This is a genomic window from Paenibacillus durus ATCC 35681 (assembly GCF_000993825.1).
GTDB lineage: Bacteria > Bacillota > Bacilli > Paenibacillales > Paenibacillaceae > Paenibacillus_AQ > Paenibacillus_AQ durus_B.
The window spans coordinates 4,323,350-4,339,872 of sequence record NZ_CP011114.1 but is presented as its reverse complement, the minus strand read 5'-3'; the positions used below and the strand labels follow the sequence as shown (position 1 = coordinate 4,339,872).

The window sequence follows — 16,523 nt, the reverse complement described above, 5'->3', positions numbered from 1 at the left end:
ACTCTTTTTACTTTAATAACATCTAGAAGCTTGAAGCGGATTGAGCCTACATAGCATTTAAAGAAATTAGCATTACTTAATGACCACCTAAAAGGAACCCGCGATATACCGATTGCCGGTAGTTTAACCAAGATTAATAATCGTTTTAATTACATACAGTTGGTTCATCTATTGGCATGGCGCGGGAAATAAATTTTCTGAATTATTTTTTGTATGAACCGCAACTTTTACGAAACTCACGCGTTAAAGATGTAGAGCCATTCGAACAGAGGATATTTGGATGGCTGTAAAGCTACTTAGACCAATTGGAAAAATTAGCTTTACGTGACTTTAGGCACATTGTATAATACTAAGGTGGATTAGGAATCTAGTCTTGTTGTGTCTTGAATTGGTTTACCAGTTTCTGTGATACCCGTCACAGACATTATTTATACTTAACTTGCTCAACTCGGGAAAGGGGGTGCATCGGCTAATGAGTGACATGAGCTACCCAACTAAACAAGAATCTCAGTTCATGAATGTTCAAGGAGGAGAAAAAAAGGTTATGAAGAAAATTTTGTCCGTAGCACTGTCTACAGCAATGGCATTCTCGATGTTTGCCTCTGTAGCATTTGGTGAAACAGCAACAACCCCGCAATCTAAATTCGACGCTCTGGCAGCTAAAGGCATCCTGAACGGATACCCTGACGGCCAAGCTCATCTGGAAAGAGATCTGACTCGCGCTGAGTTCGCGAAGATCGTTACTAAGCTGTTCAACCTGAGCGAAGTTTCCAACAAACTGTCTTACAAAGACAAAGGATACAACGCTAAGAACTGGGCAGTTCCTTACATCGAAGCTGTTACTGCAGCTAACCTGATGCAAGGTAAAGACAATGTAAAACGTATCTTCGACTACAACGGTAAAGTAACAGTTGAAGAAGTGGCAACAGTATTGTTCCGCGCTCTGAAACTGGAAGCCCCTGCTACTACCAACAACAACGCATCCGCATGGGCCAAAGGTTACGCTCAAGCCGTAATCGATAAAGGCTACATCGCTGCAACCCAAAACTTCAAAGCTAACGCTACTCGTTCCTTGGTAGTAGAAACTGCTTATGCTGTCGCTACTGCAACTACTGCTCCGGCAATTGTTTCGGCTGAAGCTGTAAGCCCGACTAGCGTAGTTGTAACTTTTGCCGATAAAACTACGACAACTGTAACACTGACTACTGCACTGGTAGCTGGTGTTGAAACAACAATCAACTTTACTTACAACAATACTGCTTACACAACTAAAGTAACGCTGCAAGCGCCGAAAGTCGTTTCCGTAGCGGCTCCTAACGCTAAGCAAGTAGTTGTTAAATTTAATCGTGCGGTAGATATTGACACGCTGGTTGAAAGCAACGTTGTAATTGACGGTGTAGTTAAAATTACTAAAGTAGGCGAGCAAAAAGATTCAGCCAAAGACGCTAAAGTTGTCCTTAGCGATGATGGAACACAAGCTACTCTGACTTTGGCTAATAATGACTTCCTTAAAGGCCAATATACTGTAGTAGTAAGTGACGCGGTGAAAACAACTGCTGGCGAAGCAATCCCTGCTTACACTACGCTGCTGCCTGTTGCCGACACAACTGCTCCTACTGTAGTTTCTGTATCTTCCGTTGCGAAGACAACTACTAATAAAGTATATGTTAAATTGAGCGAGCCTGTTAAAACTGCGGGATTGATCGCTTATGTCAACGGTTCTTCTGCAAGCGTAAGCCGCGACACTTACCAACCATTGGATGAAGTGACGCTTACTGCTGGTACGCTTAACAGCGGAACAACTTATGACGTATCTTTGACCAATCTGTCTGACTATGCTGGTAACTTGGCAACTCCAAACCCTGTAAAAACATCTGTGACAGTTTCTTCCGATGTACAGGCGCCTGTAGTTCAAAAAGTAACAGCTATTGGTGACAAAGCGGTTGAAGTTGTATTCAACAAAGCAGTTGACTACAATTCATTGGTTGGTAATGTTCGTTTGCTTGATGCTAACGGCGAAGGCAAAGGTGTATTCACAATCAATACGACCAGCGATCCTAAAGTATTCAAGCTGGGATCTCCATTAACTTCCTTGCCATCTACTGGAACATTTACAGGAAGCATCGTATTCGGTGCAACTGTACGTGATACCATTGGCAACAACCTGGGAACTGCTGTAACACAACCAATCACATTCACTAAAGATACAGTAGCACCAACAGTAGTAAGTGCCACATACAAGAGCGGTGCTGGTTTGGTTGTTAAGTTCTCTGAAGAAGTGAACGCAGATAGTTCTGTAGGTGGACTTACACTGATTAATGATACTACTGGTGTGGGAAGAACGCTTAGCTCGGTTCCTACAGTAAGATCAAAAGATGGTAAATCATTGACTTATGCTACAGCCGGAGCAGTAGTTGGAGCGCACACGCTTCGTCTCCCTGCAGGATTGGTTACTGATGCCAGCTTTGCGAAAAACAAATTGGCTGCAACAGTTCTTGCTGTAACTGGAAGTGCAACTTCTACTGATTCTGAAAGACCAAAAGTGGTTAGCATTGTGTACAAAGAAGAAACTAAAACCGACTTTGTTGTTGCGGTAACAGTTTCCGATAATACTGGTATTAATGCTTCTACTCTTCGTGATAACAATAGCTACACTGTAGATAGTAAGGCATTGCCAACTGGTACTTACATCACTTTGGAACCAGCTGCTGATAATGCTACAACAAGAATTGCATATATCAATATCCCAAGATCTTCTATTGACGAAACTAAGGATTACAAATTCCTTGCTAATGGTATTGCCGATACCGCAGGTAACGGTGTTGAGTCCCAAAACGAAGTTGCGGTTAAACTCTATGACAGAGTAGCTCCTAAACTTACATCTGCTGCTGTATCAACATCTGACTCTGCAGTATTGATCGTGACCTTCTCTGAAAACGTTAAGGACATTGCCGCTTCTGACTTAGAGTTCCGTATCAACGGTGATAAAGTTGCTGCAAAGACCTTCACTAATGTTGGATCCAGCACTGACAAGTGGTACGTTACATTCGACAAAATTGACAAAACTGCTGGTACTCAAGACCTTAACGGTAATACCATTAATACAATTACTGTTAAAGTTAGAGAAGACGACGCTGTACTTAACTATCAAAATAAAGTTAAGGACATCGAAGGAAACAATATTACAACTGGAACTGAAGTATCCGCAAAATAAGCTTCCTCACCGAAGCAAGAATAGCCTCTTCGGAGGCTATTCTTTTTTTATACCTACATTAGAAGGAGGAACTCCATGAAGCCGCTATGGAAAATAACCTTTGCTGCTGTACTGCTTGCAGGTGGTGTCTGGGCTGGCTCGATTGTGAGCAATACGGCGCAGGGAGCTGATGTCGGGAATCAGCCCGGAACTGCAGACGATCCTGTGGTAACCAAGAGTTATGTCGATCAGCAGATTCAAAAGGCGCTGCAAGGCGGTTTAGCTGCGTCTCCGGTCGCTACCAAATCGCCGGCTGCCACTCCATCGCAAGTAACTGCTAAACCAACTGCGACTCCCACAGCCTCTCCGGCAACAGGGACGGGAGACAGCGGCAATCAGAGCGTCATAGTCGATGTTAAGCCGGGTCAGACCTTAATCGCATCAGCCGGAGCTGAGTTTATTGTCAGAGCAGGCAAGGCCGTTATCTATTCTTTGGATTCAAACGGTGTAGCCGATTTGACGGACGGCCAAGATCTGGCGAAAGGCCAGCCAGCGCCATCGAATCACTTATTGTCTTTTCCTAGAAAGGGACGAGGAATTACAGTTCAATCCGGGCAGACCCTCGGTCTTGTTGTAATGGTTCGAGGAGGCTACACGTTACAGTAATCCCTTGGCCGCCTTAGAGGAAAGTTAATTTAAGGATTGGCTTTTTGGTTATCTTTTATACATGTACATCTGCTCTTTATAAACTCCAGCATAACATTCCTTTGAGGGATACACTTGAAAGTAAGGCCTCCTTTGCCAGAACCAACAAACATTACAGCGGCTGCAAGTAAGACGGGCTGCGCACAATACTTCTGTAATCTATACAAAATACAGGAGGTGCAGTTTATGGCACGCAGCAATCGCACAGTTGTTCCGGAAAGCCGGGAAATGCTGAAGCAGATGAAGTTTGAAATTGCAGCCGAATTTGGTCTTTACGGTCCTGTGTACGGAGCAGGAGCGGATACGGAATTCGCTTCCGAGTTGGGTGCTCTGGAAGGAGTTCCTTTGAGCTCACAGACTCCATATCTCGGACATCTCACTTCTCGGGATAACGGTTCTGTTGGCGGTGAAATTACGAAGCGGCTTGTTATACAGGCCGAGCAAGCCCTTTTCTCATAATATAAATCTGGTGCAGATGATCGGGCATTGTTTGACACTCACACGTAAATAAGTTAATATGACTTTTGAGGAAAACCGACCTTTTCCATGTGGAAAAGGTTGATTTTTTTGCAGGGTTAAACCTTGAACTTATATGAATTATTACTCAAGAAGAATAAAAATGAGGAATGACCAAGCAGTTTCTACCTATTAAATAGGAGGTTGAATTCATGCCTGTAAAAGGACGTCATTTGTTTACTTCAGAATCGGTAACGGAGGGACATCCGGACAAAATTTGCGATCAGATCTCGGATGCGGTTCTGGATGCGTTCCTCGCCAACGATCCCTATGCACGCGTAGCTTGTGAGGTATCGGTAGCTACCGGCCTTGTCCTCGTAATTGGAGAAATTAGCACAAAGTCCGAGTATGTGGATATTCCTTCCATTGTCCGCAGTACGGTTAAAGACATCGGATATGTACGAGCCAAATATGGCTTCGATTTCAATACTTGTGCCGTACTGACCTCGTTAAACGAACAATCCGCAGATATTGCTCAAGGCGTTAATGCAGCTCTTGAAGATCGTGATCCTGCTCAGGTTGCTGAAGAAACCGCAAATATTGGCGCGGGAGATCAGGGGTTAATGTTCGGCTTTGCAACCAATGAGACACCTGAACTGATGCCGCTGCCCATTGCTTTGTCGCACCGCATTGCCCGCCGCTTAGCTGAAGTGCGCAAAAACGGTACACTGGATTATTTGAGACCGGATGGCAAAACCCAGGTTACGATCGAATATCAGGATGAAAAGCCTGTACGGGTAGATACGATCGTAGTATCCACACAGCATGCGGAGGAAATTACGCTGGAACAGATCCAGGCGGATATCAAGGAGCATGTGATTTTGCCGGTAGTGCCGGAAGGGCTGCTGGATAGCGAGACCAAGTATTTTATCAATCCAACGGGACGGTTTGTCATCGGCGGCCCGCAAGGAGATGCAGGGTTAACCGGACGGAAAATTATTGTGGATACGTATGGCGGATATGCCCGTCACGGCGGCGGCGCTTTTTCCGGTAAAGATCCGACGAAAGTCGACCGCTCCGCTGCCTATGCCGCGCGTTATGTGGCCAAAAATCTTGTCGCTGCCGGCCTGGCCGACAAATGCGAAATTCAGCTGGCGTATGCGATTGGCGTAGCCAATCCGGTCTCCATCAATGTCGATACATACGGCACTGGCAAAATCGGTGAAGATCAGCTCGTGAAATTGGTACGCGATAACTTTGACCTGCGTCCTGCCGGAATTATTTCCATGCTGGATCTGCGCAGACCGATTTATAAGCAGACGGCTGCATACGGACATTTCGGACGTACGGATTTGGATTTGCCTTGGGAACGCGTCGACAAAGCAGCGCTGCTTAGGGAGCAGGCGGGTTTATAATTTAATAATCAGGCGGCAGCGCCTACGAATAGTGAACAAAAAGGCCTTTTGTACGGACAAGTCTTATTGAACTGTCTCTACAGAAGGCTTTTTTCTTGCCGGAAACAACGAAGTTCAGAGATTTTCTATCAATTTCGTAACTTTTTCAGCAGAATCTAGTCTATTAAGAGTGTAGACTAAAAAATGGGGTGCCTCCCCTGAAAGCAATATCGCAGCCGGTTCCTCTCAGGCCGGGAGAAAGTAATGGGAATACAAGGGATGGGAGAGTTACTTGGAATGAACAGTAGTTGCTCATCAGATCAGGCAAGTACGGGTAAGGAAAGGAATAATAAGGGACACTCAGCTCCCAAATGGATAGCGGCTTCACTCGCGGGTGTGCTGTGGATTATGCCGGTGATCGGCGGCGAGCTGCCGCTGCTTGAACAAGGGAATGCTTCGATTGCGGTGGCCGCTTCTTCTTTTACGGCTGCTAAAGTGAGCGAAGAAATCATTACCTCGGGCGCCACAAAGCTAAAATATAAATATACCGTGACGCGCTCCGGCAGCAAGGCATCCGGTCTGGCGGATGTCATTCGCGTGGATCTGAACAATCCATATGTCTCTATTGATGTAATGACCGGCAAGAACGGAAAGCTGACTACGCGCCAGAGTACAGGCGGGATGGCCAGAGAGACAGGGGCGGTGGCGGCAGTAAATGGGGATTATTTCAATACTGGAGGCGAAGGAGCGCCGATTGGAGGTGAAGTGTCCGGAGGAACGCTGGTATCGACACCATCACAGTTGAACGGTCTCTATGCTTTTGCCCTAACGACGGATAATAAGCCGGTAATCGATGATTTTGCGTTCACAGGAACGATAACGGCGGCAGATGGGGCACAGTTTGCCTTATCCGGGGTTAACAAGGGAGCTTACAGCCCAGAGGGCGGAACGTCCACTTACAGCCATGCCAACGCAGCCTACATTTATACGGATGCTTGGACGGCGCAGGATCGGCCGAAGAACAGTTCGACTTCCCCGACAGAGGTGCTTGTCGAAAATGGAATCATTACACAAATTTCTGACAAAAATACCGCTTTGCCAATGGCTGTGCCGACGGGGGCATATATTTTGCGGACACACGGGACAGCAGCAAAGTTCGTAGCCGATCATTTGGCAATTGGCCAGCCATTGACGGCGACCTATTCGCTGCAATCGAAAGCGACTGGAGAGACCATTGATCCGGCCAGCCTCAAAATGCTGATTGGAGGGCATACGATTCTGGTCGATAAGGGCAAAGCGACGGCGTTTTCCCGTTCAGTCAGCAGTATTGGCGGTTATCGCGCACGAACCGCGCTTGGATACTCCGAGGATGGACGTTACGTGTACATCATCGCGGCGGAGAAAAATGATGCCAGCTCAGGCATGTCGCTATCAGAGCTGCAATCGTTTATGACAACTATTGGTGTATATAAAGGGCTGAACCTCGACGGCGGCGGCTCGACGACAATGGTTGACCGTCCTCTGGCTGAAACGGAGACCACACTGACATTCGATACGGAGTACGGTACGGAACAACGCAGCGTTGTGAACGGTCTAGGCGTCTATACGAACGCGCCGCAGGGGGAATTAAAGGGGATTAAAATCAGCGGCAGCAGCGTCCTGCTGATCGGGCAGACGGCGGCTTTTACGTTGAAAGGCTACGACACGTATTATAATCCGGTCAACGTCGCTTCAGCCAATCCTTCCTGGAAGTCAAGCAGCGGCAGCGTGAGCGTTAACGGAGGCGAAGCGACGGCGGTGAAGCCGGGAACAGCGACTTTGACAGCGGCTAGCGGATCAGTAAGTGCCTCTACGACTGTTACTGTTCTGGGAAGTGACGACCTGTCCAGTCTAAAGGCGGGAACAGCAAGCGCTCCATTGAAGGAAGGAACCGTCATTGCGGTACCGGTAACCGCAGTCACGAACAGCGGCGCTTCGATTAGCGTGCCGAGCTCTGCCTTGAAATGGGAGTTTGTCGGCTTTCAGGGCAGCGTACAGGATGGAAAGCTGACGGTGAATACGGTGAACCCGGGAGTCACGACCGGTTATGCCATCGCGCGTTATGACGGATTCAGCACGGTAATGGTGTTGACGAAGGCAGCGGCTATCCCATGGGAGGATTTTGAAAATGTTACCTATCCGATTGCCTTTACAACCAATGCATCGGGCGTGCAGGGATCGGCGGCCATTACGGACGGCAGCGACAATCACGCGGGCTCGAAAGTGCTGTCGCTTGGTTACGACATGACAGCGGGTACGGGCAAGATGTATGCTTACGCCCAGCTCAACGGCACAACGGGGAAACCGGTACCAGCAGCGGCCACCTCGATGACGCTTGATGTAATGGGGGACAAGAGTCTGAACTGGCTGCGGGCCGAATTTACGGACAATGGCGGAGCGACGGTTTATGTGGACCTGGCTAAAACCATTGATTGGACCGGATGGAAGACATTGAACATTGACCTTTCGGGCTCAAACATGAAATTCCCGGCAACACTAAAAAGGCTGTATGTCGTTAATGTCGAGGAAGGGCAGGATGAGCGGGCCAAGACCGGCACTGTGGCATTTGATAACATTGCTTTCACGATGCCTTCGCTTTCCAGTGAAGCGGGATTGCCGTCAGGAACGGCGGTCATGGTAATCGGACAAAAGACATTAACGGTAAACGGGACGAAGAAGGCCATCGACTCGGCGCCGCTGGTGAAGAATGGAACGACTTATGTGCCGATCCGTTATGTGCTGGATGCTTTTGGCGGCAGCGCGTCCTGGGATCCGGCAACCCGTAAGATCATGGTGCTTCGAGGCTCCAAAGCGCTTGACCTTACAGTAAATAAAAAGGAGTTTATCCTAAACGGAAAACGGCAAAGCGCCGAAGTAGCGCCTATACTCCTACAAGGCAGGACTTTAGTCCCTCTTCGTTTAGTTTCGGAGCAGCTTGGATTAACCGTAAAATGGGAACAAAAAACGAAGACCGTTCTTATCGAATCATGATATGTTAATATAAAGGTTCGCCTTTATATGATTCGACAGAAATGGGGCAATTGTCCGTGGAATTCCAAACCGATGCCATTGACCGAGTCATCAAGAATACGATCAATGTAATGGAAGACAGCAAGTACCAGATTTTTGAGATTTTGCAGACTGCCCGTGAAGAACTGGCAAATCTCACCAGTGAGCTGCAGCGGGTCCGGGAGGAGACGGATGAAACCTTGCAAAAGGTTGACAAGCTGGAGGTGGATTACCGCCGGTCCCGTATCCGCTTGACCGAAGTCAGCCGTGATTTTGTTCGTTATACAGAACGGGATATCCGAATCGCATACGAAAAGGCGACGGAACTGCAGCTTGAGCTTATGATGGCAAGGGAAAGAGAAGCCTATTTACGGAACAGACGCGACGAGTTGCAGAAAAGAGCCCGGAGCGTTGAGAACTCGGTGGAACGGGCGGAATCGATCGGCTCGCAAATGAGTGTGGTCCTAAAGTATTTGTCCGGCGAACTCGGACATGTAACGCGGATTGTTGAATCGGCAAAGAACCGTCAAATCATTGGGCTAAAAATTATTTTGGCTCAAGAAGAGGAACGCAAGCGGATTGCCCGTGAAATTCATGATGGACCCGCTCAAATGTTGGCAAATTTGGTACTCAGAACAGAAATTGTAGAAAGAATGCTCGTAAAGCAGGAATTTGGACTGGTGCAGGACGAAATAATAGATTTAAAAGGGCAAGTACGTTCAAGCCTGGAAGAAATGCGTAAAGTCATTTTTAATTTGCGACCGATGGCACTGGACGATTTAGGACTTATCCCCACGCTGCGCAAGTATGTTCATGATTATGAGGAGAAGAACAAGATCCGAACCTCTTTTGAAACGCGAGGCAAGGAGCATCGTCTTTCGTCAGCAATGGAAGCAGCCGTTTACCGGCTGATTCAAGAGGCGCTGTCCAATGTCGCGAAGCATGCTTGTGCCAGTTACGTATTGGTGGAAATTACATATCAGGCACAGTTGATCAAGATTGTCGTCAAGGACAACGGAATAGGCTTTAACGTGCAAGAAATGAAAGCGGAACAGGTCAACAGAGAGAGCTTCGGACTGGTTGGAATGCGCGAACGCGTAGAACTGCTGGAAGGAAGAATGGAAATTCAATCTGCCGAGAATCAAGGCACAACCATCATTATCCATATTCCGACGAATGTGGAGAAGGGAAAGGAGTAAAATAATGGAGAATCAGAATTCCGGCAAGACACCCATTAAAGTACTTTTGGCGGACGATCATCAGTTGTTTAGAGAAGGACTTAAGCGCATTTTAAACATGGAGGAAGACATTGAGGTCATTGGCGAGTGCGGCGACGGCATTCAGGTGCTGGAGTTCTGCAACCAGACCAAGCCGGATATCGTGCTGATGGATATTAACATGCCGGTCGAGAATGGTGTGGAGGCAACGGAAAAGCTGAGGGAAATGTTCCCTGACGTTAAAGTGATTATTTTGTCCATCCATGATGATGAAAGTTACGTATTTGAGACGCTGCGCAAAGGCGCCAACGGTTATCTTCTCAAGGATATGGAAGCCGAGTCGCTGATCAATGCCATCCGTTCGGTCTTCGAAGGGCATGCGTTTATTCATCCTAAAGTGACAGGCAAACTGATTAATCAACTGCGGCGCATGACCTATTTGAATGAAGCGGGCGCGATGGCGGAGACTTCCGTGAAGGAAGCAGGCGTCAAGTTTGTGGCGGGGGACAACAATCCGCTGACACGCCGTGAAGCCGAAGTGCTGCGTTTAATGGCCGAAGGTAAGAGCAATAAGATGATTGGCGAATATTTATTTATCAGCGAAAAGACGGTTAAGAACCATGTCAGCAGCATTCTGCAAAAAATGGAAGTCGACGACCGGACACAGGCCGTTATCAATTCGATCAAATATGGCTGGGTAACGCTGTAAATAGTACCCTAAAATAAGGGGTTGCTGCGAGGTAAACTCAGGAGTTTTGCGCGGACCCCAGAGCTTACAAATTTCTGTTTGAAAAGAGCGGGTTACCAAGGGCAGCAGCCTGCATATTCCTGCCTGGTTACAGCGGAGTATTCGAGAATCGGCGCCAGTCACCTCTTCTTTTTTACCGGCATATAGTGTTGGTATAAGAGGAGGTGCATCCCCATGATAGCCCAGTTGATTTGGATCGGAGCTGTATATGCATCTGCGGTAGTGTGTGTGCATGCGCTAAAGTCCCGGGGAATGAGAGAAACCGCCCGTGAGTCGGGAAAATGGATCCACTATATTTTGATCGCCCGCAATCATGAATCTGTGATCGAGGGGGTAATCCGCGCGATGGTGCTCCAATCCTTCCTAACGGGAAAACGGCTGCGGGTAACCTTTATGGATGATGGCTCGAGTGACGGGACGAATTGGATCGTTTCCGGGCTGCGGGATGGCGGTTGTTCTCTGGATTTGCGGATGATGGAGTACAAGGACAGTTATTCTCAAGAAGATAGGAAAGCGCAGTCAGCGGAGCAGGATAAAGAAACTGTGATTGACTTGCGGTTCCCGGAGCAGCCAATTCCCCTGCCGTTCATGCGGGCTGTAGGAAGCAGGGGATGTCAATCAAGAGGCGGCGGTTTATAGTAATATATCCGGTTATGGATACAATTCAATATGAGGGTTATAGGTGAAGCACACTTTCCGAATAAGGGAGAGTGTGCTTTTTTGTGTGGGCTGAAGGGGGAAGGAACAAGGAGTATAGGTTTAGGGAGAATGCAAGATGGGCCGGATGTAACGGTATAAGTTCAAGAACGTTTTGGAGTGAAGTGAGAGCGATAGAACGATTTATTTAAAAAAGAGGTGTGGTCATGAAGGCGGCAGTATACGCGTTAAAACAAAGAGGTGGCTGGAGCCTACGCATATCTATCGATCTAAGAGTCGATGCTTTGTGGTGGGAGGGACATTTATACGGCGGGGGAAACCGGGAAGCGAGTGAGGCGGAAAAATGGATTCTCCTCGGGACTTCCCTGCCTCTGGGTCTAGCGGTTAAGCTTCGGACAAGCTTCTGTTACGCAGAAGAAATGGAGCGGTGGAAGGAAACGGATTGGAAGCGCTATGCGCGGACAATTCTTGAACCGGAGCTGGAAAATGAGAAGCGCGGTTTGCGGGGAAGCGGGGACATGTATACAAGCATATTGGAAAAAGAGTCAGCGAAGGCTCGAACGGACCTTCAGGATCTCCCTTCCCCTCAGAAACTGCTGCAGGATGCAGATTGGATCGCCAAGACGCTGCCGGGCCGCTCCTTGCTCGAATCCGAGATGGCGGCGCTGCTTACTGAGCGCTATCCCGGGCTATTGGGCCACTGGAGAAGCGCGGCCCAGCTGGCGTATTTGCAGGGACGGCTTCACTTGGAGGCGGCTGTCGGCCAGCTTCCGCATAGAAAAGCGGGGAGCGAGGCACATGGTGCAGGTTGGCGGGGGATCGTAAGAGGGAATGGAGCCAGCGGTGAGGTGCAAGGAGCGAGTATGCGGCAAATGGTGAGAGCGGAGGGGGCGGGCCGTGAGGTGCACGGAGTGAGTAAGCGGCAAATCGTGAGAGCGGAGGGAGCGGGCCGTGAGGTGTACGGAGTAAGTAAGCGGCAAATCGTGAGAGCGAAGGGAGCGGGCCGTGAGGTGCATGGAGTAAGTAAGCGGCAAATCGTGAGAGCGAAGGAAGCGGGCCGTGAGGTGCACGGAGTGAGTAAGCGGCAAATCGTGAGAGCGAAGGAAGCGGGCCGTGAGGTGCACGGAGTGAATAAGCGGCAAGTCGTGAGAGCGAAAGGAGCGGGCCGTGAGGTGTACGGAGTGAATAAGCGGCAAATCGTGAGAGCGAAAGGAGCGGGCCGTGAGGTGTACGGAGTGAGTAAGCGGCAAATCGTGAGAGCGAAGGGAGCGGGCCGTGAGGTGCACGGAGCGAGTATCCGGCAAATGGTGAGAGCGAAAGGAGCGGGAGGCGTGCTTGCCCGGGCCGCAGGCTGGGCAGCCCGGCTCGTCCGCTCCGCGCGGCGCACCGAAGCCGCCGCGCCCCCGCGCTGCCTGCGCTGCGGCAGCGCCGCCACGGGCCGCACGGCCTGCGCCGCGTGCGGCCTTGCCGGCTGCGCCTACTGCGAGGCCTGCCTCGCGCTCGGGCGCAGCCGGGCTTGCGCGCTGCTGCTGCGCGGTGCAGCGCTTCCGGCCGTGCGGGGCACGGCCGCCATGGACCCCGCCGGGCTTATGCGCCGGTGGGGGCTAAGCGCGGCGCAGGCAGAGGCTGCCGGCGCTGCGCTGGGGTTTCTGGCGGAGCCGCGCGCGGGCTCCGCCGCCCGCCGCCCCGAGCGGTTCCTGCTCTGGGCGGTGACGGGAGCGGGGAAGACAGAAATGATCTTCCCGCTCCTTGAGGCAGTGCTCGCCGCAGGCGGGCGGGCGCTCGTAGCGACGCCGCGGCGCGACGTCGTGCTGGAGCTTGCGCCTCGGCTCGCCAAGGCATTCCCGGCGGAGAGCATCGCCGTGCTCTACGGCGGCAGCCAAGACCGCTGGGCGGAGGGCCGGCTGGCCCTCGCGACCACGCATCAGCTGCTGCGGTTTCATCAGGCCTTCGATCTTGTCATTATCGACGAGCTGGACGCCTTTCCTTACCATAACGATCCCATGCTCGCGTTTGCCGCCGAGGGGGCCAGTAAGCCCGGAGGAAGCTTCATCTACTTGTCGGCTACGCCGCCGCCGCAAATGCAGCGGGAAGTCCGCCGGGGAAGGCTGGCGCATGCCAGAGTTCCCGTCCGATTCCACGGGTTTCCCCTTCCGGTGCCGGCTCATTTGAAGATGCCCTCAGTTGCCGACTGCCTGAAGCGCGGACGGCTGCCGCTAAAGCTATTAAGGACGCTAAGACAGTCACTTGAACGGAAGGCGCAGATTTTTCTGTTTGCCGCCCGCATCGCGCAGATTGACCCGCTGCTGCAGCTCCTGCGCCGCGCTATGCCAGACGTCGTTATTGAAGGAACCTCATCGCAGGACCCCGAAAGGGCCGGAAAGGTGACCGCATTCCGCCGCCGGGAAATTTCCCTGCTCGTAACAACAACCATTCTGGAGCGGGGAGTTACCGTGCCGAGAAGCGATGTCTTCGTGCTGGATGCGGACAACCGGCTCTTTGATGAGGCTTCTCTGGTGCAGATGGCAGGCCGGGCAGGCCGCTCCAAGGACGACCCCAAGGGCCGGGTTGTGTTCGCTTCCGCGCAGTGGAACCGTTCGCAGCGGGGCGCATGCGCGCAGATTCGGACAATGAACCGGATTGCCCGAAGTAAAGGCTATCTTCATAAGGAGGGTCTTTAAATGGCGAGATTTCTGGTTAATATGGACCGCTGGCTGCGCGCCGCCCATTCCCTGCTGGCCCCTAGACAGGAGCAATGCCTATCATGCGGACGTTTGGGACACCTGTCAACCGTGCTCCCCGGAATCTGTGAAGTGTGTACGCGAACTATTCCTTGGATACGCAAGCCCCGCTGCCGGAAGTGCGGCCGCCATGTGGGCTGTCCGGACTGCGCCCGCGGGGCAGACGGTTCTTTACTTATCCGCAACCGAAGCGCGGTCGCCTACAGCAGCGAGATGCGTCAATGGCTCAGCCAGTATAAATACCGGGGCGACGAAAAATATGCCGAGCCGCTTTCGCGGATGCTGGACAACGCCTACAGTATGCTTAAGGCCGAAATCGAGGCTGAAGCGAAGCTTAAGTGGAGTGCGGATCTGCTTGTTCCCGTTCCTGTCAGCGGTCTCCGGCTCGCCGAACGCGGCTTCAATCAGGCAGAAAGACTGGCCCAGTACATATCGGCTCACCGCAAAATCCCTGTTGTGGAGCTGCTTGTCCGCGCGCATCATACCGGTAAGCAGAGCTTTAAGGGGAGAGCGGAGCGGCTGATTTCCATGAGAGAAGCTTTTGGGGTCAACCCTGACGCAAGGGGGGCTCTCAAGCATCTGCTGCAGCCGCCGAAACGTCTGGACAAGGGAGTTTCCCCCCTCCTATTTACCTCATCCTATCTTATTTATGGCAGCAACCGAAGAACATCTGCTTGCCGGCCGTTTCGGATCATCATTGTGGATGATATTTATACGACAGGCAGCACAATACGTGCATGTGCCGAAGTTATACGTCAAGCGATGGGGGAGAGCGGCCGCCCCGCTGAAATATACAGCTTGACCTGGGCGCGCTCTTAACGGAAATTCAAGCGAATCGCGCAATCTCAGACAGCTCATAGATCGAGATCAGTACCATTTCAACTCAGTTTTATGGCATAATGCTGGCAATATTGGCCAAACGCTGCAGGACAACGTGAGGTCATACATGAAGATGATGGACTAATTTCACTAAATCATGTAATCTAAGGTGTATAGGAATTATTTTACGGTGCATAATGTAGGAAAGGGGCGGCACCTATTATGAATCTCGACAATTGTCCTCGGTGCGGCCGGCTGTATGTCAAGAATGTCATGGAGCTGTGTCAGCCTTGTATTAAAGAACTGGAGCATCAGTATGAGGCTTGTGCGAAGTATCTTCGGGAAAATAAAGAAGCCGACATTCAGGAACTGTCTGATGCTACAGAGGTATCTATTAAGGAAATCACCCGTTTCATTAAGGAAGGGCGAATCTCCATCGCCAACGCACCGAATATGATGTATCCATGCGAAGTATGTGGTACGTTGATCCGCGAGGGTCATATGTGCGATAGCTGCCGGAGCCGGCTAACGAAGGATTTAATGAATTCGTCCCAGAAGAGCAAAGCAGATGACCCTTCCGCTAAGAAACCGGGGGGTGCATATCACGCTGTAGAAAAGCACCGGAATATATAAGCTTTCAAAATATAATTTTACAGCTATAAAGAATGTTTCAACCCTGCCCGATAAACTTATTAAAGGTTATCGGTTTTTTTATTTTATGCAAGGAAGGTGGAACTGATATTTATGAAAATCAACGATACTGGCAGAATTAACGGGATAAATTCTTATCAGAAAGCTGTGGAGTCGGGCACGATTGATAACGTAAGGAAAGCGCGGAAGAAAGATGAAGTCTCCATATCCACAGAAGCTCTTGAGATGCTGCGCGCTCAGCAGACAAGCAATGCGGAACGGGCGCAGAAGATTGAGGACCTGAAGAACCGCGTATCTTCCGGCACTTATCATGTAGAGGCCCGGGATCTTGCCGAGAAATTGCTCCCATATTTCAAGAAGTCTTCACAAGACTAGAGGATAGTGACAATGTCCCTTCAGAACTTGATTAACTCTTTGGAATCGTTAAATGAGCTCAATGAGAAACTTCTTCAACTTTCCGAGCATAAAAAGCAGGCGATTCTCAACAACGACTTCGATGAGCTGACGCGTACGACTATGGGCGAATCCGGACTTCTTAAAGCGATTAAGAATCAGGAAGCGGTTCGGCAGGAAATGGCACATGCATTTATGCGGGAGAAAGGGATCAAATCTCATTTAGACCTTACCATATCGGAAATTTCACGGCTTGTATTCGAACCCGAAGAGAAGGCCCGTCTGCTGAACGCACAGAAGATGCTGGTTAGCACCTTGAGGGAGCTTAAGCGCGCAAATGATTTGAATCAGAATCTGGTTTCCCAGTCCCTATCTTTTATTGATTTCTCCCTCAATCTCCTAGTCGGGGAGGAAGAGTCAACCTATACCCGGCCGGATCAGTCCCCGACCGTTCGGACTCCTAAACGCAACGGTATCTTTGATGCCAGAGCTTAATGATAT

The 16,523-nt window shown here is 50.2% G+C and carries 13 protein-coding genes; all 13 read left to right on the top strand.

Translation table 11 applies throughout. The features are described from left to right. Positions 1–472 precede the first annotated feature (472 nt). The 13 genes from VK70_RS20305 (at position 473) to VK70_RS20245 (ending at position 16,517) form a co-directional block, all read left to right on the top strand. Entirely contained in the window at positions 473–3,214 is a 2,742-nt protein-coding gene (locus tag VK70_RS20305) for an S-layer homology domain-containing protein (RefSeq protein ID WP_025695290.1), read from the top strand. Between the two features lie 75 nt (positions 3,215–3,289). Beyond that, positions 3,290–3,859 carry a hypothetical protein gene (locus VK70_RS20300; protein ID WP_025695289.1) on the top strand — a complete coding sequence of 190 codons (570 nt, stop codon included), beginning with the start codon at positions 3,290–3,292 and terminating at the stop codon, positions 3,857–3,859. A gap of 225 nt (positions 3,860–4,084) precedes the next feature. Continuing rightward, the gene (locus tag VK70_RS20295; RefSeq protein ID WP_025695288.1) at positions 4,085–4,357 is read left to right on the top strand and encodes an alpha/beta-type small acid-soluble spore protein; all 273 of its coding nucleotides are present in this window, start codon (positions 4,085–4,087) and stop codon (positions 4,355–4,357) included. A gap of 209 nt (positions 4,358–4,566) precedes the next feature. Then, entirely contained in the window at positions 4,567–5,769 is a 1,203-nt protein-coding gene (gene metK / locus VK70_RS20290) for a methionine adenosyltransferase (protein WP_025695287.1), read from the top strand. 276 nt (positions 5,770–6,045) lie between these two features. Next, positions 6,046–8,778, top strand: coding sequence for a stalk domain-containing protein (locus tag VK70_RS20285; protein ID WP_036639996.1), 2,733 nt, complete (start codon positions 6,046–6,048; stop codon positions 8,776–8,778). Between the two features lie 56 nt (positions 8,779–8,834). Next, a complete protein-coding gene (locus VK70_RS20280) occupies positions 8,835–9,995 on the top strand; it encodes a sensor histidine kinase (protein WP_025695285.1) in 1,161 nt (386 codons plus the stop codon). A gap of 4 nt (positions 9,996–9,999) precedes the next feature. After that, entirely contained in the window at positions 10,000–10,722 is a 723-nt protein-coding gene (locus VK70_RS20275) for a response regulator transcription factor (protein WP_025695284.1), read from the top strand. Positions 10,723–10,935: 213 nt separating this feature from the next. Further along, positions 10,936–11,400: a glycosyltransferase family protein gene (locus VK70_RS26715; protein WP_025695283.1), complete on the top strand. Its 465-nt coding sequence runs from the start codon at positions 10,936–10,938 to the stop codon at positions 11,398–11,400. 224 nt (positions 11,401–11,624) lie between these two features. Then, positions 11,625–14,099, top strand: coding sequence for an ATP-dependent helicase ComFA (locus VK70_RS20265; protein WP_233277718.1), 2,475 nt, complete (start codon positions 11,625–11,627; stop codon positions 14,097–14,099). Continuing rightward, a complete protein-coding gene (locus VK70_RS20260; protein WP_025695515.1) occupies positions 14,100–14,978 on the top strand; it encodes a ComFC family protein in 879 nt (292 codons plus the stop codon). It abuts the gene before it with no gap. A gap of 222 nt (positions 14,979–15,200) precedes the next feature. Beyond that, positions 15,201–15,611: a TIGR03826 family flagellar region protein gene (locus VK70_RS20255; RefSeq protein WP_025695514.1), complete on the top strand. Its 411-nt coding sequence runs from the start codon at positions 15,201–15,203 to the stop codon at positions 15,609–15,611. Positions 15,612–15,722: 111 nt separating this feature from the next. Then, entirely contained in the window at positions 15,723–16,004 is a 282-nt protein-coding gene (locus VK70_RS20250) for a flagellar biosynthesis anti-sigma factor FlgM (protein WP_025695513.1), read from the top strand. A 12-nt stretch (positions 16,005–16,016) separates the two neighbouring features. Further along, complete coding sequence (locus VK70_RS20245; protein WP_025695512.1) at positions 16,017–16,517, top strand: flagellar protein FlgN; 501 nt, start codon at positions 16,017–16,019, stop codon at positions 16,515–16,517. Positions 16,518–16,523 lie beyond the last annotated feature (6 nt).

Excerpts from the sequence above, each read along its gene's own strand:
- VK70_RS20305 (WP_025695290.1), top strand. The coding sequence starts at position 473 with ATGAGTGACATGAGCTACCCAACTAAACAAGAATCTCAGTTCATGAAT.
- VK70_RS20300 (WP_025695289.1), top strand. The coding sequence starts at position 3,290 with ATGAAGCCGCTATGGAAAATAACCTTTGCTGCTGTACTGCTTGCAGGT.
- VK70_RS20295 (WP_025695288.1), top strand. The coding sequence starts at position 4,085 with ATGGCACGCAGCAATCGCACAGTTGTTCCGGAAAGCCGGGAAATGCTG.
- metK (WP_025695287.1), top strand. The coding sequence starts at position 4,567 with ATGCCTGTAAAAGGACGTCATTTGTTTACTTCAGAATCGGTAACGGAG.
- VK70_RS20285 (WP_036639996.1), top strand. The coding sequence starts at position 6,046 with ATGAACAGTAGTTGCTCATCAGATCAGGCAAGTACGGGTAAGGAAAGG.
- VK70_RS20275 (WP_025695284.1), top strand. The coding sequence starts at position 10,000 with ATGGAGAATCAGAATTCCGGCAAGACACCCATTAAAGTACTTTTGGCG.
- VK70_RS26715 (WP_025695283.1), top strand. The coding sequence starts at position 10,936 with ATGATAGCCCAGTTGATTTGGATCGGAGCTGTATATGCATCTGCGGTA.
- VK70_RS20265 (WP_233277718.1), top strand. The coding sequence starts at position 11,625 with ATGAAGGCGGCAGTATACGCGTTAAAACAAAGAGGTGGCTGGAGCCTA.
- VK70_RS20260 (WP_025695515.1), top strand. The coding sequence starts at position 14,100 with ATGGCGAGATTTCTGGTTAATATGGACCGCTGGCTGCGCGCCGCCCAT.
- VK70_RS20255 (WP_025695514.1), top strand. The coding sequence starts at position 15,201 with ATGAATCTCGACAATTGTCCTCGGTGCGGCCGGCTGTATGTCAAGAAT.
- VK70_RS20250 (WP_025695513.1), top strand. The coding sequence starts at position 15,723 with ATGAAAATCAACGATACTGGCAGAATTAACGGGATAAATTCTTATCAG.
- VK70_RS20245 (WP_025695512.1), top strand. The coding sequence starts at position 16,017 with ATGTCCCTTCAGAACTTGATTAACTCTTTGGAATCGTTAAATGAGCTC.